The following is a 24,181-nucleotide window of genomic DNA, read 5'->3' as shown; positions in this document are numbered from 1 at the left end:
GGCCCGGCAGGGGGCAGGATCATCGACCCTGCGGATGACCCTGCCCCACCGCTCTCATCCTTCAGGATGATTCAGTGCAGCCGCTTCTGCCACGCACCCGCGTACGAGGCGGCAACGAAGCCGATCGACTCGTTGATGTCCAGCATCGGCCGGTTCTCCTCGGCGTTGAAGGTGGAGATCTTGGGGGAGTGCGGGGCGATCTCCTTCCAGCGCAGGATGTTGGCGCACTTCACGATCGTTCCCAACCGCTTGCCGCGGTGCTCCTTCACCACGAGCGTGCCCCACTGGTGCGTCACCCCGGTGAGGTCCGCGCCGATGTTCAGCTCGTTGAAGGCGACCATCGCGCCCGACGGCTCGTGCACCACGGCGGCGACGGACATCGTCTGTCCGCCGGCGGCGAAGGTGGCATCGCGTCGCGCGACGCGTGCCGGGTCCCAGGTCTCCTCGGGGATGTCCAGGTCGCCGCTGGGTACGTCCGTGGCCATCCGGGCGATCATGCTGCCGTAGCCGGCACGCAGTTCCGGCGGTGTCGGCAGGGTCCAGGTGACGATGCGGTAGTCGTCTCCGGCGAAGGCGACCGCCTCGGCGAGACGCGTCTCCGCATCCCCGAGGGCGCCGTCGAGCGGAAGGATGCTGTTGCGCTCGACCTGCTCCAGGGAGTATCCGTTCGCCTCGAGCAGGTCGCTCAGCGCCGTGGTCGCCACGCGCCCCCAACCCGTGGCGGGGGTCAGCATCCGCTCACCCTCGGACGCGGGATGCAGGGTCCAGCTCTGCAGGGTGCTGCGGCCGAGGGTGCCCACCTCCTCCTCCACACGCTGCAGGAGTGCGGCGCCGACACCGTCCTCCGCGTGCGGCGGGAGCAGCATGAGGTCGAACTCGGCCGAAGTCGCTCCCTGCTCCGTCGCCGTCGTGATGGAGGCAGCTCCGACCATCACGCCCCCGCGCCGGGCGATGAAGCCACGATGGAGGCGATCGGACTCGTCGAGCCACGAGGGCAGCAGCTGCTCGGCGGTGTCGCTGAGGTCGGTGATGCCGGCGTCCAGCTCAGCCGCCCGGTTGCCCAGATCGACCATCGCGCGGAACTCGTCGGCGTCCGGGGCGTCGGCGGCCGCCGGGACGACCAGCGGGGTGATCAGGATGTCTGTCATGTCAGCTCCTTCTTCCAAGCGCCTTCGTAGTCGATCGGTGCGAAGCCGATGGTCTCGTTGATGTCCAGCATCGGACGGTTCTCCTCGGCGTTGTAGGTGATGACGCTCGGCGAGTCGGGATGCTGTTCCCGCCACGTGATGAGGCCGGCCGTCTTGACGAGCATTCCCAGTCGGTGACCGCGGTGCTCGGAGAGGACCAGCGTGTCGTACTGGTGGGTGCTCCGCGTCGGATCGGAGCCGACCGCCAGCTCGTTGAAGGCGCACAGCTGCCCTGTGCCGAGGTGCTGGGCGGCGGTGACCAGCATCGTCCATCCGCGTTGCGCCAGACGCTCGTCCTGGCGGCGCACTCGCGCATGATCCCAGGCCTCCTCGGGCGAGCCGAGGTCCGCATCCGGCACATCCGTGGACATCCGGGATTTCATCCACGCATAGCCGTCGAGGTGCTCGGGCGGGGTGGGGATCGTCCACTGCACGAGGCGATAGCCGACCGCCTGGCCCTGCGCCTCGCCTCGCAGCGCTTCGAGGCGAGCCCGGGTGGCGTCGGACCACGTCAGGGCGCTTGCGCGCTCGACCTGTTCCAGCCGAAATCCGTGGCGCAGCAGGAACCGGGCGCCGTGGTCGACCGGGACCGAACCGAACCCCGTCGGTGATTCCAGCACCGGCTGCGCGGTTCCATCATCGTGGTGGGCCGACCAGTGCAGCAGCTTGCGGACGCCGGCTTCGCGCGCCGCGGTCTCCACATGCGCATAGGCAGACGAGCCGATCCCGCGGCCCCATACCCGACGAAGCAGGGCGATAGTGACCATTCCCGTGCGCCCGCCATCGTCCTGCAGGATGTCGAGCGCGCAGCATCCGACGAGCTCGCCGTCGAGTTCCACGTACCATTGGCGGCGTTCCCGATCTGCTGTGCTGTACAGCCCCGGCAGCAGCTCCTCTGCGGTGAAGGCATCGTCGTCACGGCCGGTGATCTCCAGGATCGAGGCGTTGCGGACCGCGGCGTACCGGCGAACGGTCGTGGTCGGCCCTGTTTCCGCTCGAGCCGGGAGCTCGAGCGGAAGCAGAACCGCTGTTCCAGTGAGGGAGATGGTCATCACGGCCTCCCGCTCAGCGCAGCCGGCGCTGAAGGTCGTAGGTGAGCAGGGTGATGGCCTCGCGCTCGGTGACGCGGGGCCGCTCGAGGCGTCGCAGGACGTCCTCTCGACTCGGGGTGCCGCCGCGGCGCGGAGTGCGCTGTGCGCGCAGCAGGAGCCACAAACCGATCCGCAGCGAGAGCCGGTCGCTGAACGCCAGCTCGGCGCGGTCGGTGGGAACGGTGATCTCCAGGATCTCCTCGTCCTCGGTACACGGGGGATGGACGGTCTGGCGAAGCAGTGCTTCAGTACTCACGAGAGTGCTCGATTCTTGTTGTTCTTCAGGGGACGGTGCGCGGCTTCCGAATGCGGCCGGGAGCGGCCGGCGTCGACCGGATGGTCCGACGCGGAAGCGTCCGATGACGGACGGGGCGCGGGCGAGAGGTCCCCGGCGGGGAGACATCGCGGGATGCAGAGGGTCGAGGTCATCGACCGATGCGGGAGCGGCGGGAACCGGCGGAGATCAGACTCCTGAAGAGGAGATCTCGGGCGGCAGTTCTACGAGAGCGCGCTGCGTCGGAAGCCGAAGCGGGAGGGCGTCTGATCCGCGGTGCGCGTCGCATCGTAGCCTGCGGCTGGTGCCGTGACATGTGCAGTGATCATGAGCGTCCTCCTTTCGTGAGCGATCCGGTTTGCAAAGCTAGTGCGTCTTCACGGCGGACGTCAAGAATTTTCTGATCTTCGGCGTGTCGTGTGCGGTGCGGATCCTGCTCACTGCCGCGCGGGATCCTCAGTCCAGACCCGGTTTCCGGTAGCGTGGCGGCGTGATTCTCCCCGGCCGGCCAGCACGACGAACGGTGCGCGCATGCATCTGAAGAGCCTGACGCTCAAGGGCTTCAAGTCCTTCGCCCAGCCCACCTCGTTCGTGTTCGAACCGGGCGTCACGTGCATCGTCGGACCGAACGGATCAGGCAAGTCGAACGTGGTCGATGCTCTCGCATGGGTCATGGGGGAGCAGGGCGCCAAGACGCTCCGCGGCGGCAAGATGGAGGACGTCATCTTCGCCGGCACCTCCACGCGGGGCCCGCTCGGGCGCGCCGAGGTGACGCTGACCATCGACAACAGCGACGGAGCCCTGCCGATCGAGTACGCGGAGGTGACGATCAGCCGCACGCTGTTCCGCAACGGCTCCAGCGAGTACGCCATCAACGGCTCCGGCTGCCGACTGCTGGACGTGCAGGAGTTGCTCAGCGACTCGGGCCTCGGACGCGAGATGCACGTGATCGTCGGCCAGGGGCGCCTCGACACGGTGCTGCAGGCCTCCCCGGAGGATCGCCGCGGATTCATCGAGGAGGCCGCCGGCATCCTCAAGCACCGCCGGCGCAAGGAGAAGACCCTCCGCAAGCTCGACGCCATGGAGACCAACCTCACCCGCCTGAGCGATCTGGCAGGCGAGATCCGCCGCCAGCTCAAGCCCCTCGGGAAACAGGCCGAGATCGCCCGCGAGGCGGCGGGGATCGCGGCGATCGTCCGCGACGCCAAGGCGCGCATCTTCGCCGACGATGTGGTCGCGCTGCGCACGGCTCTGGCCGACCACACCCGCACCGAACAGGAACGGCACACCGAACGGCTGGTGCTCTCGGAGCAGGCAGACAACGTGCGCACCGGCATCCAGCGTCTGGAGGCGCAGCAGAACTCCGCCGCCGTCGACGAGGCGCGGCGCGTGACGTTCGGGCTGGAACAGGCACAGGAGCGGATGCGGAGCCTGTACACGCTCGCGAACCAGCGGCTCGCCCTGCTCGGAACCGAGGACGACGACACGATCTCCGCGATCACCGTGACGCAGGACACGATCGATGAGGCCAAGGACGAGATCACTCGCATCTCCGAGGGGCTGGGCGACGCGCAGGACGCCGCCGTGGTCGCCAGCCGCGCGGTGGTCGACGCGCGCGCGGAGCTGGACACGCTGGACGTGGACATCGCCGAGCAGAGCGCTCTGGTCTCGCAGTACGACATGCGGCTCAGCTCCCTGCGCGGTAACGCCGATGCGGCGGCATCCGCTCTCGCAGCCGTCCGCGGTGCGGTCGCCAGGCAGGAGCTCGCCCTGGAAGCGGCTCACGCGCGAAGGCGCGAAGCGGCGGAGGCGTTCGACTCCATCGCGGACGCGGAGGCGCCGGAGGGCACGGCCGCCGAGTACGCCGCCGCCTACGACGAGGCGCAGAAGCAGGTCGCCGAGGCGGAGAGCGCGCGCGACGCGCTCCGCGAGCGCCTGCACGAAGCCGAGCGGGAGGCCGACTCGCTGACGGCGAAGGCGGCCGCACTCGGCAGTGCGCTGGCGCTGTCCGGCGGGGCTGCGGAGATCGTGGCGTCGGGAGCTCCTGGGGTGCGCGGTCTGGTCGGCGATGCCGTGCAGGTGCGCGCCGGGTACGAGGCCGCGATCGCCGCGGTGCTCGGGCCTCTCACCGAGGGCGTCCTGGTGGACGACGTCGACGCCGCCTTCCGGCTGGTCGCCTCCGGGGGAGCACGGGGGACGGTCGACTTCGTCATCGCCGAGTCGGTCCTGAGCGCGTCATCCGCCTCACTCGACATTCCGGGAACCGTCTCCGCCGCCGACGTGGTCGACGCCCCCGTCGGCCTTCGCGGGGTCCTCGCCGCCGTGCTGATCGCCGATGACCTGGCCGCCGCGCGCACGGCCCGCACGGCGCTGGATGCACTGTCGGATACCAGGACGACCATCGTGGCGAAGACCGGCGAGGTGATCACCGCCCACACGATGCGCGCGGGGTCGGGAGAGGCCTCCCGTCTCGAGCTCGCGGCCGAGCGCGATGCCGCCACCGAGCGGCTCGCGCAGGTGCGTGTCACGGCGTCGGAGCTTCGCGACGCACGCGAAGCCGCGACGCAGTCCGTCGAGGAGGCGCGTCGCCGCGCCAAGGACGCTCTGCGCATGCTGCGCGAGCATGACGCCGCCCTCGCCACGCACGCCGAGCAGGTCAACCGCGTGACCGTGCAGCACGAGGCCGCGATCGCGGAGTGCGAGCGCCTGGAGAGCGGGCTCGCGCAGGCGCAGGCGGCCGTGTCGGATGCCGAAGCCGCGGCCGATCGGGCCCAGGCCGAGCTGGACCAGGCGGAGTCCGAGCCCCGTCCGGTGCTGGACGCTTCGGCGCGCGATGGCCTGCTGGAGGCGCTGGAGTCGGCGCGCGAGGGCGAGGTGCGCGCCCGGCTGGAGATCGAGACGCTGCGGGAGCGCGTCCGGGCGGCGCAGGCGCGAGTCGCGTCGCTGGAGCGCCAGCGAGCGCAGGAGCGCGATGCCGCGGCCGAGGCTGCACGTCGCGCCGTCATCCGCCGCGCCCAGCGGGCAGCCGCGTCCGCCGTCGCCGAGGAGGTGCCGCGCGTACTGGATTCCATCGACCGCTCCGTCACCGAAGCCCGTGTGGCGCTGGCTGCGGCCGAATCCGAGCGATCGGCGCACAACGAGGAGCTGACGGCCCTGCGCGCGCAGGAGGGCTCGCTGCGGGAGCGTCTGGCAGGCCTCACCGAGAGCGTGCACGGGCTCGAGCTGCAGATCCACGAGAAGAAGCTCCACCTGACGAGCCTGCTCGAGCGCGTCGCCTCGGAGCTTGCCCTCGACGAAGATATTCTGATTGCGGAATATGGCCCGGATCAGCCGGTGCCACGCGATCCGGGAGCGGAGGAACCGGATGAGGACACCGCGATACCCTTCGACCGTCGCATCCAGGAGCGCCGCCTGAAGGATGCCGAGCGCAAGCTCGCGCAACTGGGCAGGGTCAATCCGTTGGCACTGGAGGAGTTCGCCGCGCTCGAACAGCGACACGCGTTCCTCACTGAGCAGCTGGCGGATCTGACGAAGACGAGGCAGGACCTGCTCTCGATCATCGCCGAGCTCGACGAGCGGATGCAGGTGATCTTCGCGGCGGCGTTCGAGGACACCAGGCAGGCGTTCGGCGAAGTCTTCCCGCTGCTGTTCCCCGGAGGATCCGGCAGCATCTCGCTGACCGATCCCGACGACATGCTCACCACGGGCATCGAGGTGGCGGTGCGCCCGGTCGGCAAGAAGATCGAGCGACTGTCGCTTCTGTCCGGAGGTGAGCGGTCGCTGGCGGCCGTGGCGCTGCTGGTGGCCATCTTCAAGGCCCGACCCAGCCCGTTCTACATCCTCGACGAGGTCGAAGCCGCGCTCGACGATGCCAACCTCGGACGTCTGCTGACCGTGTTCGAGCAGCTGAGGGAGAACTCGCAGCTGCTGGTCATCACCCACCAGAAGCGCACGATGGAGATCGCCGACGCCCTGTACGGGGTCTCGATGCGCCAGGACGGCGTATCGGCGGTCGTCGGACAGCGTGTCGGGGACCGGGCGATGGCATCCGTCTGACGGGCGGCGCGGCGATCGGGCGTCTCGTCGTCCGGAGCCTCAGCTGCTCCGACGGCGTGTCGTGCCCTCCGGTGGGCCGACACGCCGCGTGACTCCGGGCGACGACACTGCCCGCGGCTGTGGCGCGGCAGTGACGACTATCGACGGATGCTCATGCCGACCATCGTAGGCTGGGGGCATGGCGGAGAAATCCTGGTCCCTCGGCCGCGCACTGCGCGGCATGTTCGTCAAGCCCACCATCGATGAGACGACGTGGGAGGACTTGGAGACCGCGCTGATCACCGCGGATTTCGGCCCCGACATCACCGAGCAGCTCCTGGAAGAACTGCACGCGAAGGTGGACCGGTACCGTACGACGGACCCGAAGGATCTGCAGCGCATGCTGCGCGAGACGCTCGAGGAGCGCTTCGCGAGATTCGACACGACCCTCAAGCTCTCCGAGCGCCCCGCCGTCGTGCTCGTGGTCGGCGTCAACGGGGTCGGCAAGACCACGACCATCGGCAAGTTCACGAAGTTCCTGCGCGGCTTCGAGCGCAGCGTGGTCGTCGGCGGCGCCGACACCTTCCGCGCGGCGGCCGTCGAGCAGCTCGCCACCTGGGCACAGCGCGGAGGAGCGGCGATGGTTCGACCTCAGCATGAGGGCCAGGACCCGGCATCCGTCGCCTATCAGACCGTCGACTACGCCAAGCAGCAGGGCATCGAGATCGCGATCATCGACACGGCGGGTCGTCTGCACACCAAGGGCGGGCTCATGGACGAGTTGTCGAAGGTGCGCCGCGTCGTCGAGAAGCTCGCGCCGATCAGCGAGGTGCTGCTCGTGCTCGACGCCACCACCGGCCAGAACGGTGTGCTCCAGGCCGAGGCGTTCCTGCAACACGCCGGCGTCACCGGACTGGTGATCACCAAGCTGGACGGGTCGGCGAAGGGCGGCTTCATCCTCGCCGTACAGGAGCGCACCGGCATCCCGGTCAAGCTGCTCGGCCAGGGCGAGGGCATCGACGACCTCACCGGATTCACCCCGCACGTCTTCGTGCAGTCGCTCGTCGACGCCTAGGACTACCGGACGGACACAGAGGCTGGTTTCATAGCGATATGGCGATCGAACACGACTACTTCGGGGTTCTCTCCTCCGGACCCGACGGTGCCATCTTCTGGACCGAGCGGGTCGAGTTCGGCGACCAGTCGGTCACCGTCGATCTGACCGCTCCGGATCAGGACGACGTCTCGCAGGCCGCGCTCGACGTGGCAGCGGCGCTGATCGCCGGCATCGAGAACCTGGACGCCGTGGTGCGCCGGGCGATGCTCACCGAGGTCGATGACCGCACGAGCGAGGTGACCGAGTTCATCCTGCAGCAGCAGGAGGCCTACGGCGACGAGCTGGAGGACGTGCTGGTCGATGTGAGCGGTGACGCCGCCGTCGACATCATCCGCTCGCTGAGCCTGATGAGCATGACGATCCTCGCCGACGAGCACGGTGGAACCGATCCGTTCGCCGTCATGGAGTACGCACTCGATGCGGACGCCACCGACGACGTGCTGCTGGTGAACCTCGCCGACGACGGCTCGGTGCAGTCCGTCATGAGCGCGGACTGACGACGCGCGGCGGTCCTCAGAGCGGGGAGCGCACGATCCGGTCATAGCGGTTCAGCGGGAGCGCCAGGAGACCGTCGGGCGCAGCCGCCGCGGTGCGCAGCCGCTGCGCGTCGGGATCGGTCGCCGTCTGGAGGATCTCATCGAGATAGCGCTGGACAGCGCCCTGCTGCGCGGAGTCCAGCGCGCCGCGCTCCGCGATGCTCCCGTCCCGGTCGAACACCGCCAGAAGCATCCCGTACTCGCGGGCGCTGGTCTGCGAGACGGGGGGCTGGAAGTACGGCAGATCCAGTGCGAGCGCTCCGAATCGGTCGTAGAACCGCAGACGGGCCGACGGATCGCCGTACAGCGGATGCGGTTGCTGCACGTCCGGGCGGTCGAACTCCGCCAGCAGGAGAGCCGAGGCGCCCCAGTCGGACAGGACCCTCGACATCAGGCCCGATCCCACCCCCGTTCCCCGCGACTGAGGGGCGGCGACCAGATATTCGAGCAGCACGGCGTCACCGAACGGCTCGAGGACCGCGGCGCCGAGCAGCCGTCCGCGCCCATCGCGGGCGAGCACCGCCTGGGCGCCCTCCTCGAACTGGGCGACGAAATCGTCCTCGGGCACGAGCTCGTCGGGCCGGAACGACGGTGTCATCAGCGATCGGTGCGCGTCGCGCAGCACATCGGCGTCGGTGCTGATCTCGTAGGAGATCACGGCGCCGCCCGTGTCCGGCGCCGGCGTCGCCCGTGGCCGCGGGCACGGCGTGACATCACGATCATCATCACCCCGATGGCCACGGCGATCACCAGGATCGCAACGACGAACCACCACGTGATCTCGCCTCGCAGGCCGAAGCCCTCCTGGAGCAGCGACGCGATGCCGGAGATGCCGATCACCGCGAGGATGACGCCGAGCACGCGCTCGACACGCTCGGCGCGACGCTCCCGGTCGGCCTGCCGATCATCGAGGATGCGCTCGAACCTCCGGTGACAGACGTCCAACAGCGGCTGCAGGCGGGATCCGAGCACATCGCGCACGGCGCGCTCGAACCCCTCGCGCAGCAGGTCGTAGCGGTTCGAACGCAGCACCGTGTCGAGATCGACGCGCAGGGCGGGCGACGAGACGATCGCGGGGGATTCCACGAACAGCATGATGGCCTGCTTCGACTGGACGAACGACTGCAGCTCCAGCTCGGCGCGCTCGATGACGCCGATGAGGTCGCCGAGCTGCTCGGTGATCTGCTGCTGCGCGGCGTAGTCGGCGCCGGAGCCCGCCGCATCCGCCGCCCCGATCAGGCGCTCGACATCGTTCAGCAGCCCCGAGATGGTCTCCGCATGCTCGCGCACCCTGCTCTGCCAGGACTGGTACATGCCGTGCATGGTGTGCGCGAACGTGATGAAGCTCTCGATCTCGCTCACCGCGTAGTCGGGCGAGCGGAAGCTGGCCAGCAGGGTCACGTTGGAGTTCGCGGCGACCAGCTCATCGTTCAGGTGCAGCAGGGTGAACGGCCGTACGGCGTCCACGTCGTACATGGCCCAGTCCGCCACTCCCGAGGCGCCGGCGGGAAGGGGATGCAGCAGCGGTTGCGCTCCCCACAGGCCGTTGATCTCCCGCGCGGAGCCCAGGGGCGTGCGCACTCCCGAGACGTCGCGCGACGCGCGCTCCACGGTCACCAGCACTCCGAACGAACCCGCCCTGGCGGAGATCGGGTCCGTCGGGTGGTCGACTCCGCGTCCGGCCGCGATGTCGGCCCGGCGCCCGTGAGCGACGTCGTGATCGCCGCGCACGCGCCGCAGGAGGACGCGAAGGTCACCGAGGACGGCGGTGACGACATCAGAGAGCCGGGACAGACGGACGCGGGGATCGGACCGCGGATGCAGATGCAGCACGTGCGGGATCTCGGTGAGATCCCCGAACAGCGGCGTCGCGAGGTTCACGATCCGCGCCACTTCGAACGCCGGTGCGTCCGCGAGGTCGATGTCGAACAGGACCGCATGGTTTCCCAGCTCGGAGAGCTGGACCTGGGTGCGGATGCTCACCGGCTCGGCATCCGCACCGGGAACGGTCAGCAGCAGCTCCTCCAGCTGGAACGTCGAGCCGCGGTAGCGGCGCCCGAGGCTGTCGGTGCCCTGCCAGACATCGCTCAGAGTGAGCCGGCGCATGACCTTCGTCACGTGAAGCGGGCCCAGCCGGCGGTTCTCTCCCGGAGCGTCCGCCAGTTCGCGGACGGCGTCGAGATCCGCGGAGAGCTCCTGCGATCCCTGCTGCAGGATGCCGAACCCGTAGACGATCCGCACGCGACCCTCGTCGACATGCAGCCACGGCCGCTCGACGGCGGCTTGGACGGTCTCGAGGGAGGCGAGGTGACCGCGGAGCTCGCTGGCGTCGACGGGACGGAAGCCGCCGTTGTCGATCTGTGCGGCGATCCGTGCGATGTCGGCGCTGACATCCTGGGTTTGACGTGCGAGAAGCGCCGAGGTGGCGACGGCGATCTCATGGATCGCGCGGTAGTAGCGGTGCTCCGAGCGCGTCTCGGCGACGAGGATCTCCCGTCCCGGGTGCCCGGACAGGCTGCCGGCAGCCTGCCGCACCGGGGTGATCCTCGCCATCGCCTCTTCCGTGACGATCACCACGGCGCGCAGATCGCCCGTCAGGAGCGCGGCTTCGACGTCGAACTCCTGGTTCATGAATCCCAGCAGGTCCCAGGCGACCGCTTCAGCCCCGTCGAGCGAGAGGGATCTCGCCGTGTCGACGGCGGCGTTGACCGCCGCCCGGATCAGCGAGTGATCCCAGTTGAGCTCCCAGGCCTCGTTGACGAGATTCCTCAGGTACATCGCCAGTACGACTCCGCCGAGGGGAAGGTCCGAGGCGGCACGCACGGCCGGGGGAAGCAGATTCCCGAGTCGGACGCCGAGGGCGGCGTGACCGTCGTGCGCGCCGTCCGCCACCGCGCTCTGCCACCAGTCCAGGCTGAGCACTTCGCGGATGTCCTGCTGCCGCTCCCGGCTCAATGCGTGCGGCGAACCCGCTGCGCGCTGAGCGGTGAAGGCGGCTGACAGCCATTCGCGCGCCGCCTCCGCCTCCGCGTTCGCCACCGCGAAGATGCTCCTGCTGCTCTCGTCCGTGCCCACACCTGCCCCCAGACCGCGCGGTGTCCCCGCATCGCCTCCGATTGTGCCCGATCCGGGGCCGGGAGCACCATGCCAGAGAACTCAGACAGCCTGTGCGAAGCCCCGCTCGACCCCCTCCGCGATGTGTGCGAGATGCGCGGGGATCTCGCGTCCCTTCGACAGCATCGACTGGGCCCACAGGCGACCGGCGCGGTACGAGGAGCGCACCAGCGGGCCGGCGAGCACACCCAGGAAGCCGATCCGCTCCGCCTCCGCCTTGAACTCGACGAACTCATCCGGCTTCACCCAGCGGGCCACGGGCAGGTGGCGGGGCGTGGGGCGCAGGTACTGGGTGATCGTGATGATGTCGCATCCGGCGTCGTGCAGATCCTGCAGAGCCTCGATGACCTCCGCCGGCTCCTCGCCCATGCCGAGGATGAGGTTCGACTTGGTGATCAGTCCGGCCTCGTGGCCCTGGGTGATCACATTCAGCGAGCGCTCGTACGTGAACGCGGGACGGATGCGGCGGAAGATCCTCGGCACCGTCTCGACGTTGTGTGCGAAGACCTCGGGGCGGGCGTCGAAGATCTGGCCGAGGAAGTCGGGGTTGCCGCTGTGGTCGTTTGCGAGCAGTTCGACGCCGGTGTTCGGGTTCTGCGCGTGGATCTGGCGCACCGTCTCGGCGTTCAGCCATGCGCCCGTGTCGGGCAGGTCGTCGCGTGCGACGCTGGTGACGGTGGCGTAGCGCAGGCCCATCCGGGTGACGCTCTCGGCGACCCGGCGCGGTTCGTCGGTGTCGTAGGCGGCGGGCTTGCCGGTGTCGATCTGGCAGAAGTCGCACCGCCGCGTGCACTGCGAGCCGCCGATGAGGAAGGTCGCCTCGCGGTCCTCCCAGCACTCGAAGATGTTGGGGCAGCCGGCCTCCTGGCACACCGTGTGCAGGTCCTCCTCCTTCACGAGGGCGTGCAGGGCCTGGTATTCCGGCCCCATCTTCGCCTTGGTGCGGATCCACTCGGGCTTGCGCTCGATCGGCGTGGCTGCGTTGCGGATCTCCAGGCGCAGCAGTCTGCGACCCTCCGGTGCTGCGGTGGTCATGCTGCTGCTCCTTCGCTCGTGGCCGTCGCGTATTCGGCGGCGAAACCGTCCGCTACCGCCTGCACGATGTCGATGGGGGAGACGTCGGCCCCGACGACCTCGCTCACCGTCGTGACGCCCGCATCCGTGATCCCACAGGGGATGATGCCGTCGAACCCGGCGAGCGTGTTGTCGCAGTTGATGGCGAAGCCGTGCATGGTCACGCCCTGCTGCACACGGACGCCGATGGCGGCGACCTTGTCCTCCGACAGGGGCCTGCGCACCCAGACGCCGCTGCGGCCCGCGACCTGGTGGCCGTCGACGCCGAGGGGCTCGAGGATGCGGATCAGCAGTCGCTCCATGCGCCGCACGTGCGCGACGACGTCCATCGGCTCCGGCAGTCGCACGATCGGATAGCCGACCAGCTGCCCGGGACCGTGCCAGGTGATCTTCCCGCCGCGGTCGACATCGATCACCGGCGTGCCGTCCTTCGGCCTCTCCTCCGGCTCGGTGCGCTTGCCGGCCGTGTACACCGCCTCGTGCTCGAGCAGCAGGAGGGTGTCGGGGCGCTCGCCGGCGACGACATCGCGGTGGACGCTGCGCTGCATCTCCCAACCGTCCAGATAGGGCACGTAGTCCGGTGCGAGGCCGGCGAAGCGGATGTCGAGCATGGGCACTCCCTTGGGCATGGGTCCGAAGTTGTTGGATGCGGTACAAGAATGGTGCTCGAGACAGCATACGCCTGATCGCGGGCGCGGTGGGGAGGCTGCGACGGCTACGCTGACGTGCATGACATCGGATGCTCGTGCAGGACGCCCCCGGGCGTCTTCGCGGGAGACCCTGGCCGAGGCGGCGTGCGAGCTGTTCCTCGAGAAGGGCTACGAGGCGACATCCATCGTCGACATCGCGCAGCGCGCGGGGGTGAGCCGCTCGAGCTTCTTCAACTACTTCGCCTCGAAGAGCGATGTGCTGTGGTCGGGGCTCGATGCGCGCATCGCGACGGCATCCGTGGCGCTGGCGGCACTGGGGACGGATGCCGACGGCCCCGCGGTCCGCGGCGCTCTCGAACCGATCGTCCGCGGTTTCGCACCTGACCCGCTCGCGCTCGCACTGCGCAACGCGGCGGCGATGGGGCTCGAGACCGAGCTCCTGCGCGATACCGGGCTGCGTCACGCCCGGATCTCCTCCGCCGTCGCGGGGGCGGCGCGCAGCGCGGGAATCGACGAGATCCGCGCCGACATCCTCGGCTCGGCGCTGGCCACCGCGCTGCTGTCCTCGCTGCGGGTCTGGTCCGAGCGCGGCGCCGGTCAGGCCTCGCTGGAGGCCCAGTTCGATGACGCGCTGCGCAGCATCCACGACCTGCCCTGGGGGTGAGGGACGAACCGGGTCCGGCTCGGCGCCGGATCAATCCCGGAAGGGCGTGATCGCCGCACCGATCTCGTTCAGGCGCGCCCACAGGCCCTCGTAGCCGCGTTCGATCACGGCGATGTTGCGCAGCACGCTGGTGCCCTTCGAGGCGAGCATCGCGAGCAGGAGCACCACGGCCGGGCGCAGCGCGGGCGGGCAGATCACGTCGGCGGCCGACCACCGTGTGGGGCCGGTGACGTCCAGCCGATGCGGGTCGCGCAGACGGATGTCGGCGCCGAGCCGGGTGAGATCGGAGAGATGGATCGCGCGTCCCTCGTACACCCAGTCGTGGATGAGCGTGGTGCCCTCGGCGCTGGCGGCGATGACCGCGAAGAACGGCAGGTTGTCGATGTTGATCCCGGGGAACGGCATGGAATGGATCTTGTCGACGGGAGCGTGCATCGTCGACGGGTGCACGGTGAGGTCGACCAGTCGGGTGCGTCCGTTCGCGCCTCGGTACTCGGGGGTGAGGTCGTAGCGCAGTCCCATCTCGGTGAGCACGCCCAGCTCGATCTCCATGAACTCGATCGGCACCCGCCTCACGGTGATCTCCGATCCGGTCACGATGCCCGCGGTGAGCAGGGTCATCGCCTCGACAGGATCCTCGCCTGGCCAGTAGTCGACGTCCTCGTCGATCTCGCTCCTGCCATGGATGCGCAGCGTGGTGGTGCCGACGCCCTCGATGCGGATGCCCAGCAGCTCCAGGTAGAAGCACAGATCCTGCACCATGTAGTTCGGGCTGGCGTTGCGGATGACGGTCACGCCGTCACGGCCGGCGGCCGCCATGATCGCGTTCTCGGTGACGGTGTCGCCGCGCTCGGTGAGCACCACGTGCAACTCGTCGTCGCCGACCTCGGTGACGGTCGCCCGGTACCAGCCCGTGGTCGCCTCGACCGAGAGTCCGAAGCGCCGCAGCGCCAGCATGTGCGGTTCCACGGTCCGCGTGCCGAGGTCGCAGCCGCCCGCATAGGGGAGCGAGAACTCCTTGTGACGGCCCAGCAGCGGACCGAGGAACATGATCACGCTGCGGGTGCGGCGTCCGGCGTCCGCGTTGATCGCGCTGAGGTCCAGCTGCTGCGGCACGCGGATCTCCAGATCCTCGCCGTTCTCCGACCACACGGCGGAGACGCCGAAGCTGCGCAGCACGTCGAGGATGCGATCGACCTCGACGATGCGGGCCACGCGGTGCAGGGTGGTGCGTCCGCGGTTGAGCAGGCTCGCACACAGCAGGGCGACCGCACCGTTTTTGCTGGAGTTGACCGTGATCGACCCGCTCAGCGGTCGTCCGCCCTGCACGCGGATGTGCTGGCTGGTGCTGGGCTGACCGAGGGTGAGGATCTCGTTGCCCAGGGCGGCGTTGACGCGTGCCAGCAGCTCGAGGGTGAGGTTCTGTCCGCCGCGCTCGATGCGGTTGATCGCGCTCTGGCTGGTGCCGACTCGAGCGGCGAGCTGCGCCTGCGTGAGGTGCTGGGCGACGCGGGCGTCACGGATCAGGCGGGCTGCGGTGGTCTGCAGCGGCTCCTCTGAGTCGGGAGTGCTGTCGCTGCGAGGTGCTGACCGTACGGAATCCATCGTCATGATGGCAAATATACCGGATGTGAGATATCAGCAGGTCGAATGGAGATACTCGGGGCCGTGAGCGAACCGGACGGCCCGCGATCACGTCGTATGTGGTATTGCATGTCGGCTGATCACCTGGGTGTGGGTCTGCGCTGCGCCAGAGCCGTGCTCCCGTAGAATCGAAGGCACCATGGCTACCTTTGGCACGCTCTCCGATCGGCTCACCGAGACCTTCCGCAACCTGCGCACGAAGGGAAAGCTGAGCCCCGCCGACGTGGACGGCACCGTCCGTGAGATCCGTCGCGCCCTGCTCGATGCCGACGTCGCCCTCGTGGTCGTCAAGGACTTCACCGCCAAGGTACGAGAACGCGCACTGGGCGACGAGGTCAACAAGGCGCTGAACCCCGCGCAGCAGGTCGTCCAGATCGTGAACGAGGAGCTCGTCGCGATCCTCGGCGGGGAGCAGCGTCGGTTGGAGTTCGCCAAGACCCCGCCGACCGTGATCATGCTCGCCGGGCTCCAGGGCTCCGGCAAGACCACCTTCGCCGGCAAGCTCGCCCGGCAGCTCCAGGCAGACGGGCACACGCCGCTGCTGGTCGCCGCCGATCTACAGCGCCCGAACGCCGTGACCCAGCTGCAGGTCGTCGCCGAGCGCGCGGGTGCCGCAGTCTTCGCGCCGGAGCCGGGCAACGGCGTCGGGGACCCCGTGCAGGTCTCCAAGGCCGGCGTCGAGCACGCTCGCCGTCAGCAGCACGACGTGGTCATCATCGACACCGCCGGACGCCTCGGCGTGGACGCCGAGTTGATGAGACAGGCCTCGGACATCCGCAAGGCGACCGACCCGGACGAGGTGCTGTTCGTCATCGATGCGATGATCGGTCAGGATGCGGTCAACACCGCGAAGGCGTTCCAGGAGGGTGTGGACTTCACCGGCGTCGTCCTCTCCAAGCTCGACGGCGATGCCCGCGGTGGGGCCGCGCTGTCCGTGGCGTCGGTCACCGGTCGCCCGATCATCTTCGCCTCCACCGGCGAGAACCTCGAGGACCTCGAGCCGTTCCACCCCGACCGCATGGCGAGCCGCATCCTCGACCTCGGCGACATCCTGACCCTCATCGAGCAGGCCCAGCAGGCCTTCGATGAGGAAGAGGCCATGAAGATGGCCGAGAAGCTCGCCACCGAGGCCTTCACGCTCGAGGACTTCCTCGAGCAGCTTCAGCAGATGAAGAAGATGGGCTCGATGAAGAAGATGCTCGGGATGCTCCCGGGCATGGGGCAGATGAAGCAGCAGCTGGACGACTTCGACGAGCGCGAGATCGACCGCACCGAGGCGATCATCCGCTCGATGACCCCGAGCGAGCGGCGCTCGCCCAAGATGCTCAACGGTTCCCGCCGGCTGCGCATCGCGAAGGGTTCGGGCATGACCGTCACGGATGTGAACCAGCTGGTGCAGCGCTTCGAGCAGGCCGCGAAGATGATGAAGACCGTCGCGCGCGGCGGCACCCCGCAGATCCCCGGCATGGGACCGATGGGCAAGCCGGGAGCATCGGCGAAGCGCGGCAAGAAGGGCGCGAAGAGCAAGGGCGGCTCGCGGTCGGGCAACCCCGCCAAGCGCGCCGCCGAGAACGCCGGACTTCCGACCGCCTCCTCGAACCCGACCGGGTCCGGCTTCGGTCTCGGCGGCGGTCAGAAGGCGCCGAGCGCGACCGACCTCGCCGAGATCCAGAAGCTCTTCGGCAAGGGCTGACCGCCGGCCGAACTGACAGGTGGGCAGGTTCTCCGCGCTCAGCGAACGTCGTCGTCGACCCAGTCCATCGACTTGCCGACGGCCTTGCGCCACAGACGCAGCAGACGCTCGCTCTCGGGCCGGTCCATGGTCGGCTCCCAGCGTCGATCCTCCTGCCAGTTCGCCGCCAGGTCGTCGAGGTCGCTCCAGAAGCCGACGGCGAGCCCGGCTGCATAGGCCGCGCCCAGCGCGGTGGTCTCGGCGACCTTCGGTCGCACGACGCTCGCGCCCAGCACGTCCGCCTGGAACTGCATGAGCGCGTCGTTGGCGACCATTCCGCCGTCCACCTTCAACTCCTTCAGGTCGACGCCCGCATCGGCGTTGACCGCGTCCAGGACGTCCCGGGTCTGGAAGGCGACCGCCTCCAGCGCCGCGCGGGCGATGTGATTGCGGTTGGCGAAGCGGGTGAGACCGACGATCGCGCCTCTGGCATCCGGGCGCCAGTAGGGCGTGAACAGTCCGGAGAAGGCCGGCACGATGTAGACGCCGCCGTTGTCCTCCACCTGCGAGGCGAGCTCCTCGACCTCGGGGGCGGACGAGATCAGTCCCAGCTGGTCGCGCAGCCATTGGATCAGCGAGCCCGCCACGGCGATCGACCCCTCCAGCGCATAGTGGGTCGGAGCGTCGCCGAGCTTGTAGCCGACGGTCGTCAGCAGTCCGTTCTGCGAACGCACGATCTCCTCGCCCGTGTTGAAGATCAGGAAGCAGCCGGTGCCGTACGTGTTCTTGCTCTCGCCGGCGCGGAACGCCGCCTGCCCGAACGTCGCCGCCTGCTGGTCGCCCAGGATGCCGGCGATCGGAGTCTCACGCAGCAGCGAGGAGTTCTCCGCCGTGCCGTAGACCTCCGACGAGGACCGGATCTCCGGCAGCATCGACGCCGGCACCCCGAACGCCTGAAGGATGTCGTCCCGCCACTGCAGCGTCTCCAGATCCATGAACATGGTGCGCGACGCGTTGGTGACGTCGGTGGCGTGCACGCCACCGTCGACGCCTCCGGTGAGGTTCCACAGCACCCAGGTGTCGGTCGTGCCGAACATCAGGTCGCCGGCATCCGCCTTCTCCCGTGCACCGGCGACGTTCTCGAGGATCCACGCGATCTTCGTGCCGGAGAAGTACGTCGCCAGCGGCAGGCCGACGACGGCGGCGAAGCGGTCGATGCCGCCGTCGGCGGCGAGGCGGTCGACGATCTCCTGGGTGCGGGTGTCCTGCCAGACGATCGCGTTGTACACCGGGTCACCCGTGCGGCGGTCCCAGACCACCGCGGTCTCGCGCTGGTTGGTGATGCCCACCGCGGCGATGTCATGGCGGGTGAGGTGGGCACGGGTCAGAGCCAGACCGATGACCTCCTGCACGTTGCGCCAGATCTCCGCCGGGTCGTGCTCGACCCACCCGGCGCGGGGGAGGATCTGCTCATGCTCCTTCTGACCGGACGCCACGACGGTTCCCGCGCGGTCGAAGATGATCGCGCGGGACGAGGTCGTGCCCTGATCGATCGACAGAACGTATTCGGCCATGCTGTTCCTCCTTCAGCGGGACACCGGCGACCCGCATCTCATCGTCCCGCAGCTGCCGGATCACTCAGTGGCGCGCGGGCGCCACGATCGACAGGCCGTGAGCGTCGTTCAACAGCTGGACGGCGGCTTCGACCTCCGCATCGCGGCGATCCGCATCCCATCCCATCAGAGGAGCAAGGGCACCGGCCAGTTCGGTGAGCACCTCACCGGTGACCTCGCCCGTGAACGCGATGCTCGTGCGGCGCAGCACGACGTCGATCAGACGCACGACCATCTCGCTCTCGACCATCCACTCCAGCTCGCGCGTGGAGAGCGCACCGCCGGCGAGCGGCTGATCCGGCTCCTGCGCGATGTGAGCCCAGACCTGTGCCGCGCGCGTTCCGTACCGGGTCAGGAGCTGGTCGCCGCGGGCGGCATCGGCGCCGGGAAGGTTGGTGCGCTTCCACGCAGCACGGGCGCGGGTGGTGCGCGGGAAGCCGTGCCCGCCGCCGATCTGCAGCCCTTCGGTGGACACCGAGCGCGTGCGCCCCAGCAGGGCGAGCGTGCGGTCGGCGAGGTGCTCGCCCAGGGCGCGGAAGGTGGTCCACTTGCCGCCGACCAGACTCAGCAGCGGAGTGACCCGGGAATCGTCCAGTTCGATGCGGTAGTCGCGTGACACGAAACCGGGCGCGGTGTCCTCATGCCGGGGGAGAGGACGGATGCCGGAGAACCGGTAGACGATCTGCTCGCGGGACACCTCGATGCGGGGGAACACGTGGCGGATGAGCTCGAAGAAGTAGTCGACCTCCTCCTCGGTGCAGCGTGCGGGCTCACGGGGATCCGCCTCGAGGTCGGTGGTTCCCACGAGCACCTTGCCCTTGAGCGGGTAGATGAGTACGATGCGGCCGTCGGAGTGCTCGAAGAAGATCTCGCGGCCCTGGGTCGCCGCCAGCAGTTCCGGGTGATCCAGCACGATGTGCGAGCCCTTCGTGCCACCCATGAATCGGGTCGGCTCGCCGAGCGCGTCGTTGGTGAGGTCGGTCCACGGTCCGGAGGTGTTCACGACGACGTCGGCGCTGACCGTGAACTCCTCGGCAGTCTCCCGGTCGCGCAGCACGACCTCGTCGCCGTTGCGGCCCACGGCCTCCACATAGTTGAGCGCGAAGGATCGGGCGTTCGCGGCGCGACCGTCCTGCAGCACGTCCAGCGCCAGGCGCTCGGGGTCGTGCATGGAGGCGTCGTAGTACGTGGCGGTGTACTTGATCTTCGGGTCGAGGTGGGGCAGCTCCGCCAGCGACGACGTGCGGCCGAGGAACCGATGCCGGGGAACGGACCCGCCGTCTCGGGAGAACGTGTCGTACAGCGTGAGGCCCGCCTTGATGAGCAGCGCGCCGCGCTCCTGCGGCTTGCCGCTGCGGTGGGTCAGGAAGCGCAGGGGAGCGGAGAGGATGCCCGAGAACGTCGAGTAGATGGGAATGGTCGTCTCGAGCGGCTTCACATAGTGCGGGGCGATGCGCAGAAGACCGTTGCGCTCGCGCACCGACTCGCGCACGAGCCGGAACTCGCCGTTCTCCAGGTAGCGGATGCCGCCGTGGATCATGTGGCTGGATGCCGACGTCGCGCCGCTCGCGAAATCTCCGCGATCGACGATCACGGCATCGACTCCCTGCAGAGCCAGGTCACGGAACAGGGAGATGCCGTTGATGCCCGCTCCGATGATCAGGACGGTGGTCCGCCCCGCCTCCCGCACCGCTGCCAGCTCGTCGTCTCGGCGTGCGTGCCGCGTCATCTCGACCATCATCTTCTCCCTCTTCGCGGCTTCCAGCATCCGTCGCATGACAGAATCATGCAAACGACGTGCACGAATGTGCACGCGGGCTCCCCGGGGGTGGTCAGGATGGCAGCGGATGCCGCTCGGCACGACGCGAGGGTGCACGCCGCGCTCACGGCCGCGAAGCTCTACTACCTGCAGGACATGACGATGGACGCCATCGCCGCCGAGCTGGACACCTCCCGATCCTCGGTCTCCCGGCTGCTGTCCTACGCCCGAGACAGCGGCCTGGTCGACATCCGCGTCAATTCGCCCTTCGAGCGCGTGGGGGAGCTGGAGGATCGACTGCGCAGCCGCTTCCGGATCGCCGCGCACATCGTGCCCATGTCGGGGATCGTCAGCGAGGTCGAGCGTCTGGAGCGCGTGGGACTGACGGCCGGGAGGATGCTGTCGCAGTTCATCGAGTCCAACATGACGGTCGGCATCGCGTGGGGGTCGACGATCAGCACCGTGAGCCGGTCGCTCGTGCACAAGGAGACGCACGGCACCACGTTCGTGCAGCTCAACGGCGCGGGCAACATCCAGACCAGCGGCCTGGAGTACTCCAGCGACATCCTGCAGCGCTTCGGCGCGGCGTTCGGCGCCCAGGTCGAGCAGTTCCCGGTGCCCGCGTTCTTCGACAACCCGGATACGCGCGAGGCGATGTGGCGCGAGCGCAGCACCCGACGGGTGCTGGCGTTCCAGTCGACGATGGACATCGCCGTGTTCGGGCTCGGCTCGCCGCAGGCGGAGGTGCCCAGCCGCGTCTACGTGGGCGGCTATCTCAACCGCGACGACTACCGCAGCCTCCGGGAGGACGGGGCGATCGGCGACGTGGCCACGGTGTTCTTCCGCGCCGACGGCAGCTGGAAGGACATCCGACTGAACGCCCGCTCGACGGGCCCCGGCCTGGACCGCCTCCGTCGCGTGCCGCGGCGGGTGTGCGTCGTATCGGGCACCGCGAAGCTCGGCTCGCTCCGTGCCGCCATCGCCGCGGAGATCATCACCGACGTCGTGCTCGACGAGACGCTCGCACGCCTGCTCCTCGACGCGGGCTGAACGCGAGCGGGCTGAACGCGACGGAGCTGAACGCGACGGAGCTGAACGCGACGGGGGTTCAACGGACGGGGGCCAACGGGTGCGGGGATGAACGGCGCTCAGCCGACGGAGCGCTCCGGCCCCGCCCGGAACTCGCGGATGAGGTGGTGCACGACCTCACGCAGATCGCCCTGTGCGGCGTCCGCCGCATTCAGCTGACGGGCATAGCTCGCCCCGTCCTGCAGGATCGCGGCGATGCCGTCCAGCTCGCGGGCGCAGCCGAGGTCGCGCGCGACCGGGAGCAGCTCCTCGGTGACCGCGGCGATGTGCTCGCGCACCGGCACCTGCGAGCCGGCCCTGTCGATGATGACGCGGGCGTCCAGGCCGTACCGTGCGGCGCGCCACTTGTTCTCGCGGTGGAACCAGGTCTGCAGCGTCGGCAGCTCGCGCCCTTCGTCGAGCTCGCGGGAGAAGTGCTCCACCAGCGTCTGCGTCAGGGCGGCGACCGAGGCCAGTTCGGTCAGCGTGGACATGCCGTCGCAGGCGCGCACCTCGATGGTTCCCCACCGCGGCGCGGGGCGGATGTCCCAGCGGATCTCGGAGGGATCCGCCATCACGCCCGTGCGGGTCATGTCGTCGACGAATGACTCGAACTCCGCCCAGGTCTCGATGACCCAGGGCAGTCCGGCCGTGGGCAGCTGCTGGAAGACGAGCGAGCGGTTCGAGGCGTAGCCGGTGCGCTCACCGGCCCAGTACGGGCTGGACGCCGACAGCGCCTGCAGGTGCGGCAGGAATGCGGAGAGGGCGCCGATGATGGGCAGCACCTTGTCGCGGTCGTCGACGCCCACATGCACGTGGATGCCCCAGATCATCATGTTGCGACCCCACCACTGGGTGCGCTCGATGAGCTTGTGATAGCGGGTCTTGTCGGTGACGCGCTGATTGAACCACTGGGCATACGGGTGACTTCCCGCGGAGAGCAGTTCGATCCCGGCAGGATCCGTGGAGCGGCGCACGGCGGCGATCGCCGCGGCGATGTCGTCCACGGCATCCGAGACGGTGGTGCCCACACCACTCGTGACCTCGATGGTGTTGGTGAGCAGCTCACCCGTGACCGTGTACCGCTGCGGGACGCTCTGCGCCTCCAACCGGGTGAGCAGCTCGGGAGCGCGCCCGACCAGATCGCCGGTCACGGGATCGGCGAGCATGACCTCCCACTCGAGCCCGACGGTGGAGCGCGGGGAAGAGGCGAATTCGATCGGCACGCGCACATTCTGACACGGGGCGAGTCGCCGCAGCGCGCGCCGTGTCGTGTCATTTCGCGGTGGGCGCCGACATCTGGCAGAATGGAGGGTCGGAAGGCTGCTCGACCCTCTATCCAGCAGTCCTCCCCCCTCAGAGCTTCCGCCGGGTGTGCACCCCACGCTCCAGGCGTCGTTCATCTTCCTTTCCACACCATTCAGGAGAATCGTGGCTGTCAAGATCCGTCTCAAGCGCTTCGGCAAGATCCGTGCGCCGTTCTACCGCATCGTCGTCGCCGACTCGAAGACCAAGCGCGATGGTCGCGTGATCGAGGAGATCGGCAAGTACCACCCGACCGAGCAGCCCTCGTTCATCGAGATCGACTCGGAGCGCGCGCAGTACTGGCTCTCCGTCGGCGCACAGCCGACCGAGCAGGTCGCCGTGCTCCTCAAGCTCACGGGCGACTGGGGCAAGTTCAAGGGCGACAAGGACGCGAAGTCCACCGTGCAGGTCGCGGAGCCCAAGGCCGCCTTCGAGATCGACGCGACCAAGAAGTCCGTCGTCAAGCCCAAGGCGGAGAAGAAGGCCGAGCCGGTCGAAGCACCCGCCGCTGCTGACGCGGAGGCCGCTGAGGCTCCCGCCGCCGACGCAGAGTAATCCGCCGTGCTCGCCGCCGCGCTCGAACACGTCGTCAAGGGGATCGTCGATCACCCGGACGATGTCCGCATCACCGAATCCGCATCGCCCCGAGGCGATCTGCTCGAGGTGCACGTGCACCCGGATGACCGTGGTCGCGTGATCGGGCGCGGCGGCCGCACAGCCAAAGCGCTGCGCACTCTCATCTCCGCCCTCGCCGACGGACGCCGCGTCCGCGTCGATGTCGCGGACGACTGACGTGGCGAGCGAGAAGAACCAGCTTCGCGTCGGCCGCCTGCTCAAGGCGCACGGTCTCAAGGGCGCGTTCAAACTCGAGCTGTACACCGACAACCCGGAGCGCCGTTTCGTGCCCGGCGCCGAATTCACGCTGCAGGTTCCCGAGGCATCCGCGTGGCACGGCAAGACCGTCACCATCCGCGAGTACCGCGTCATGAACGGCAGCTCCGTCGTCTTCCTCGAAGGCGTCGAGGACCGCACTGCCGCCGAGACCCTCGTCCGGGCGATCCTCTGGATGGACGAGGACGACGAGGTCGAGGACGACGCCTGGTACGCGCACCAGCTCGTGGGCCTGGACGTCGTGCGCGACGACGTCGTGCTCGGTCAGATCATCCGCGTCGAGCACCTGCCCGCGCAGGACCTGCTGATCGTGAAGACGGACACCGCCGAGGTGATGGTTCCGTTCGTCGAAGCCATCGTGCCGACCGTCGACATCGCCGCGGGACGCGTGATCGTCACGCCTCCCGCCGGGCTGTTCGAGGAGCTTCCGGCCCCGGACGCCGCTGCGCCGGCCGCGGACGACTCCTCCGCCGCATCCGACTGAGCA

Annotated in this window: 20 protein-coding genes; 9 read left to right on the top strand and 11 right to left on the bottom strand. The window is 69.0% G+C overall.

Annotation, left to right across the window (positions count from 1 at the left end; all coding sequences use genetic code 11):
- Nucleotides 1-71: 71 nt before the first annotated feature.
- The 3 genes from ACFQY2_RS15995 to ACFQY2_RS15985 are packed head-to-tail and all read right to left on the bottom strand — an operon-like array spanning nucleotide 72 to nucleotide 2,534.
- Nucleotides 72-1,148 carry a GNAT family N-acetyltransferase gene (locus ACFQY2_RS15995; protein WP_378747004.1) on the bottom strand — a complete coding sequence of 359 codons (1,077 nt, stop codon included), beginning with the start codon at nucleotides 1,146-1,148 and terminating at the stop codon, nucleotides 72-74.
- Nucleotides 1,145-2,239 carry a GNAT family N-acetyltransferase gene (locus ACFQY2_RS15990; RefSeq protein WP_378747003.1) on the bottom strand — a complete coding sequence of 365 codons (1,095 nt, stop codon included), beginning with the start codon at nucleotides 2,237-2,239 and terminating at the stop codon, nucleotides 1,145-1,147. Before ACFQY2_RS15990 ends, ACFQY2_RS15995 begins: the two co-directional genes overlap by 4 nt.
- A 13-nt stretch (nucleotides 2,240-2,252) precedes the next feature.
- Nucleotides 2,253-2,534 carry a hypothetical protein gene (locus tag ACFQY2_RS15985; protein WP_378747002.1) on the bottom strand — a complete coding sequence of 94 codons (282 nt, stop codon included), beginning with the start codon at nucleotides 2,532-2,534 and terminating at the stop codon, nucleotides 2,253-2,255.
- A 549-nt stretch (nucleotides 2,535-3,083) separates the two neighbouring features.
- On the opposite strand from ACFQY2_RS15985, the gene smc reads away from it, so the two are divergent.
- The 3 genes from smc to ACFQY2_RS15970 all read left to right on the top strand — a co-directional run bounded on the left by smc (nucleotide 3,084) and on the right by ACFQY2_RS15970 (nucleotide 8,201).
- Nucleotides 3,084-6,608, top strand: coding sequence for a chromosome segregation protein SMC (gene smc, locus ACFQY2_RS15980; protein ID WP_378747001.1), 3,525 nt, complete (start codon nucleotides 3,084-3,086; stop codon nucleotides 6,606-6,608).
- A gap of 178 nt (nucleotides 6,609-6,786) precedes the next feature.
- Nucleotides 6,787-7,662, top strand: a complete 876-nt coding sequence (gene ftsY, locus ACFQY2_RS15975; protein ID WP_378747000.1) for a signal recognition particle-docking protein FtsY — start codon at nucleotides 6,787-6,789, stop codon at nucleotides 7,660-7,662.
- A 38-nt stretch (nucleotides 7,663-7,700) separates the two neighbouring features.
- Nucleotides 7,701-8,201: a DUF2004 domain-containing protein gene (locus tag ACFQY2_RS15970; RefSeq protein ID WP_378746999.1), complete on the top strand. Its 501-nt coding sequence runs from the start codon at nucleotides 7,701-7,703 to the stop codon at nucleotides 8,199-8,201.
- Between the two features lie 16 nt (nucleotides 8,202-8,217).
- On the opposite strand, the gene ACFQY2_RS15965 is transcribed toward ACFQY2_RS15970, so the two are convergent.
- The 4 genes from ACFQY2_RS15965 to lipB all read right to left on the bottom strand — a co-directional run bounded on the left by ACFQY2_RS15965 (nucleotide 8,218) and on the right by lipB (nucleotide 13,039).
- Nucleotides 8,218-8,898, bottom strand: a complete 681-nt coding sequence (locus ACFQY2_RS15965; protein WP_378746998.1) for a GNAT family N-acetyltransferase — start codon at nucleotides 8,896-8,898, stop codon at nucleotides 8,218-8,220.
- Entirely contained in the window at nucleotides 8,895-11,279 is a 2,385-nt protein-coding gene (locus ACFQY2_RS15960) for a hypothetical protein (RefSeq protein ID WP_378746997.1), read from the bottom strand. Before ACFQY2_RS15960 ends, ACFQY2_RS15965 begins: the two co-directional genes overlap by 4 nt.
- A 117-nt stretch (nucleotides 11,280-11,396) precedes the next feature.
- On the bottom strand, nucleotides 11,397-12,389 hold the full coding sequence (gene lipA / locus ACFQY2_RS15955; RefSeq protein WP_378746996.1) for a lipoyl synthase: 993 nt from the start codon (nucleotides 12,387-12,389) through the stop codon (nucleotides 11,397-11,399).
- Nucleotides 12,386-13,039 carry a lipoyl(octanoyl) transferase LipB gene (gene lipB / locus ACFQY2_RS15950; RefSeq protein ID WP_378746995.1) on the bottom strand — a complete coding sequence of 218 codons (654 nt, stop codon included), beginning with the start codon at nucleotides 13,037-13,039 and terminating at the stop codon, nucleotides 12,386-12,388. The genes lipA and lipB overlap by 4 nt, the downstream gene beginning before the upstream one ends.
- Nucleotides 13,040-13,157: 118 nt before the next feature.
- Between lipB and ACFQY2_RS15945 the strand changes: the two genes are divergently transcribed.
- On the top strand, nucleotides 13,158-13,742 hold the full coding sequence (locus ACFQY2_RS15945; protein WP_378746994.1) for a TetR/AcrR family transcriptional regulator: 585 nt from the start codon (nucleotides 13,158-13,160) through the stop codon (nucleotides 13,740-13,742).
- A 30-nt stretch (nucleotides 13,743-13,772) separates the two neighbouring features.
- Here the strand turns inward: ACFQY2_RS15945 and ACFQY2_RS15940 are convergent, their stop codons facing one another.
- On the bottom strand, nucleotides 13,773-15,353 hold the full coding sequence (locus ACFQY2_RS15940) for a helix-turn-helix domain-containing protein (RefSeq protein ID WP_378746993.1): 1,581 nt from the start codon (nucleotides 15,351-15,353) through the stop codon (nucleotides 13,773-13,775).
- A 172-nt stretch (nucleotides 15,354-15,525) separates the two neighbouring features.
- On the opposite strand from ACFQY2_RS15940, the gene ffh reads away from it, so the two are divergent.
- Nucleotides 15,526-17,079 carry a signal recognition particle protein gene (gene ffh / locus ACFQY2_RS15935; protein WP_378746992.1) on the top strand — a complete coding sequence of 518 codons (1,554 nt, stop codon included), beginning with the start codon at nucleotides 15,526-15,528 and terminating at the stop codon, nucleotides 17,077-17,079.
- Nucleotides 17,080-17,117: 38 nt separating this feature from the next.
- Here the strand turns inward: ffh and glpK are convergent, their stop codons facing one another.
- Nucleotides 17,118-18,632 carry a glycerol kinase GlpK gene (gene glpK / locus ACFQY2_RS15930; protein ID WP_378746991.1) on the bottom strand — a complete coding sequence of 505 codons (1,515 nt, stop codon included), beginning with the start codon at nucleotides 18,630-18,632 and terminating at the stop codon, nucleotides 17,118-17,120.
- Nucleotides 18,633-18,696: 64 nt separating this feature from the next.
- Nucleotides 18,697-20,400 carry an FAD-dependent oxidoreductase gene (locus ACFQY2_RS15925; RefSeq protein WP_378747058.1) on the bottom strand — a complete coding sequence of 568 codons (1,704 nt, stop codon included), beginning with the start codon at nucleotides 20,398-20,400 and terminating at the stop codon, nucleotides 18,697-18,699.
- 108 nt (nucleotides 20,401-20,508) lie between these two features.
- Here ACFQY2_RS15925 and ACFQY2_RS15920 point away from each other — a divergent pair, with 108 nt between their 5' ends.
- Nucleotides 20,509-21,480, top strand: a complete 972-nt coding sequence (locus tag ACFQY2_RS15920) for a sugar-binding transcriptional regulator (RefSeq protein WP_378746990.1) — start codon at nucleotides 20,509-20,511, stop codon at nucleotides 21,478-21,480.
- Between the two features lie 98 nt (nucleotides 21,481-21,578).
- Here ACFQY2_RS15920 and ACFQY2_RS15915 read toward each other — a convergent pair whose 3' ends face one another.
- Entirely contained in the window at nucleotides 21,579-22,724 is a 1,146-nt protein-coding gene (locus tag ACFQY2_RS15915) for a glutamate--cysteine ligase (protein WP_378746989.1), read from the bottom strand.
- Nucleotides 22,725-22,929: 205 nt separating this feature from the next.
- Between ACFQY2_RS15915 and rpsP the strand changes: the two genes are divergently transcribed.
- From rpsP to rimM, 3 genes are read left to right on the top strand one after another with little or no spacing between them, the layout of a single operon-like run.
- Complete coding sequence (gene rpsP / locus ACFQY2_RS15910) at nucleotides 22,930-23,358, top strand: 30S ribosomal protein S16 (protein WP_378746988.1); 429 nt, start codon at nucleotides 22,930-22,932, stop codon at nucleotides 23,356-23,358.
- A gap of 6 nt (nucleotides 23,359-23,364) precedes the next feature.
- Nucleotides 23,365-23,595, top strand: coding sequence for an RNA-binding protein (locus ACFQY2_RS15905; protein WP_378746987.1), 231 nt, complete (start codon nucleotides 23,365-23,367; stop codon nucleotides 23,593-23,595).
- Nucleotides 23,579-24,178 (top strand): ribosome maturation factor RimM, encoded by a 600-nt coding sequence (gene rimM, locus ACFQY2_RS15900; RefSeq protein WP_378746986.1) that lies wholly within the window; start codon nucleotides 23,579-23,581, stop codon nucleotides 24,176-24,178. Before ACFQY2_RS15905 ends, rimM begins: the two co-directional genes overlap by 17 nt.
- Nucleotides 24,179-24,181 lie beyond the last annotated feature (3 nt).

It is taken from the genome of Microbacterium sp. GCM10027623 (genome assembly GCF_042666935.1).
Classification (GTDB): Bacteria; Actinomycetota; Actinomycetes; order Actinomycetales; family Microbacteriaceae; genus Microbacterium.
The sequence above is the reverse complement of the archived record's forward strand: the minus strand, read 5'-3'. Positions and strand labels throughout refer to the sequence as shown.

Bases quoted from the DNA above. Each gene is read 5' to 3' on its own strand.
- ACFQY2_RS15995 (WP_378747004.1), bottom strand. From the start codon at position 1,148: ATGACAGACATCCTGATCACCCCGCTGGTCGTCCCGGCGGCCGCCGAC.
- lipB (WP_378746995.1), bottom strand. From the start codon at position 13,039: ATGCTCGACATCCGCTTCGCCGGCCTCGCACCGGACTACGTGCCCTAT.
- glpK (WP_378746991.1), bottom strand. From the start codon at position 18,632: ATGGCCGAATACGTTCTGTCGATCGATCAGGGCACGACCTCGTCCCGC.
- ACFQY2_RS15925 (WP_378747058.1), bottom strand. From the start codon at position 20,400: ATGACGCGGCACGCACGCCGAGACGACGAGCTGGCAGCGGTGCGGGAG.
- rimM (WP_378746986.1), top strand. From the start codon at position 23,579: ATGTCGCGGACGACTGACGTGGCGAGCGAGAAGAACCAGCTTCGCGTC.
- ftsY (WP_378747000.1), top strand. From the start codon at position 6,787: ATGGCGGAGAAATCCTGGTCCCTCGGCCGCGCACTGCGCGGCATGTTC.
- ACFQY2_RS15940 (WP_378746993.1), bottom strand. From the start codon at position 15,353: ATGACGATGGATTCCGTACGGTCAGCACCTCGCAGCGACAGCACTCCC.
- smc (WP_378747001.1), top strand. From the start codon at position 3,084: ATGCATCTGAAGAGCCTGACGCTCAAGGGCTTCAAGTCCTTCGCCCAG.
- ffh (WP_378746992.1), top strand. From the start codon at position 15,526: ATGGCTACCTTTGGCACGCTCTCCGATCGGCTCACCGAGACCTTCCGC.
- ACFQY2_RS15970 (WP_378746999.1), top strand. From the start codon at position 7,701: ATGGCGATCGAACACGACTACTTCGGGGTTCTCTCCTCCGGACCCGAC.
- lipA (WP_378746996.1), bottom strand. From the start codon at position 12,389: ATGACCACCGCAGCACCGGAGGGTCGCAGACTGCTGCGCCTGGAGATC.
- ACFQY2_RS15945 (WP_378746994.1), top strand. From the start codon at position 13,158: ATGACATCGGATGCTCGTGCAGGACGCCCCCGGGCGTCTTCGCGGGAG.
- ACFQY2_RS15990 (WP_378747003.1), bottom strand. From the start codon at position 2,239: ATGACCATCTCCCTCACTGGAACAGCGGTTCTGCTTCCGCTCGAGCTC.
- ACFQY2_RS15920 (WP_378746990.1), top strand. From the start codon at position 20,509: ATGGCAGCGGATGCCGCTCGGCACGACGCGAGGGTGCACGCCGCGCTC.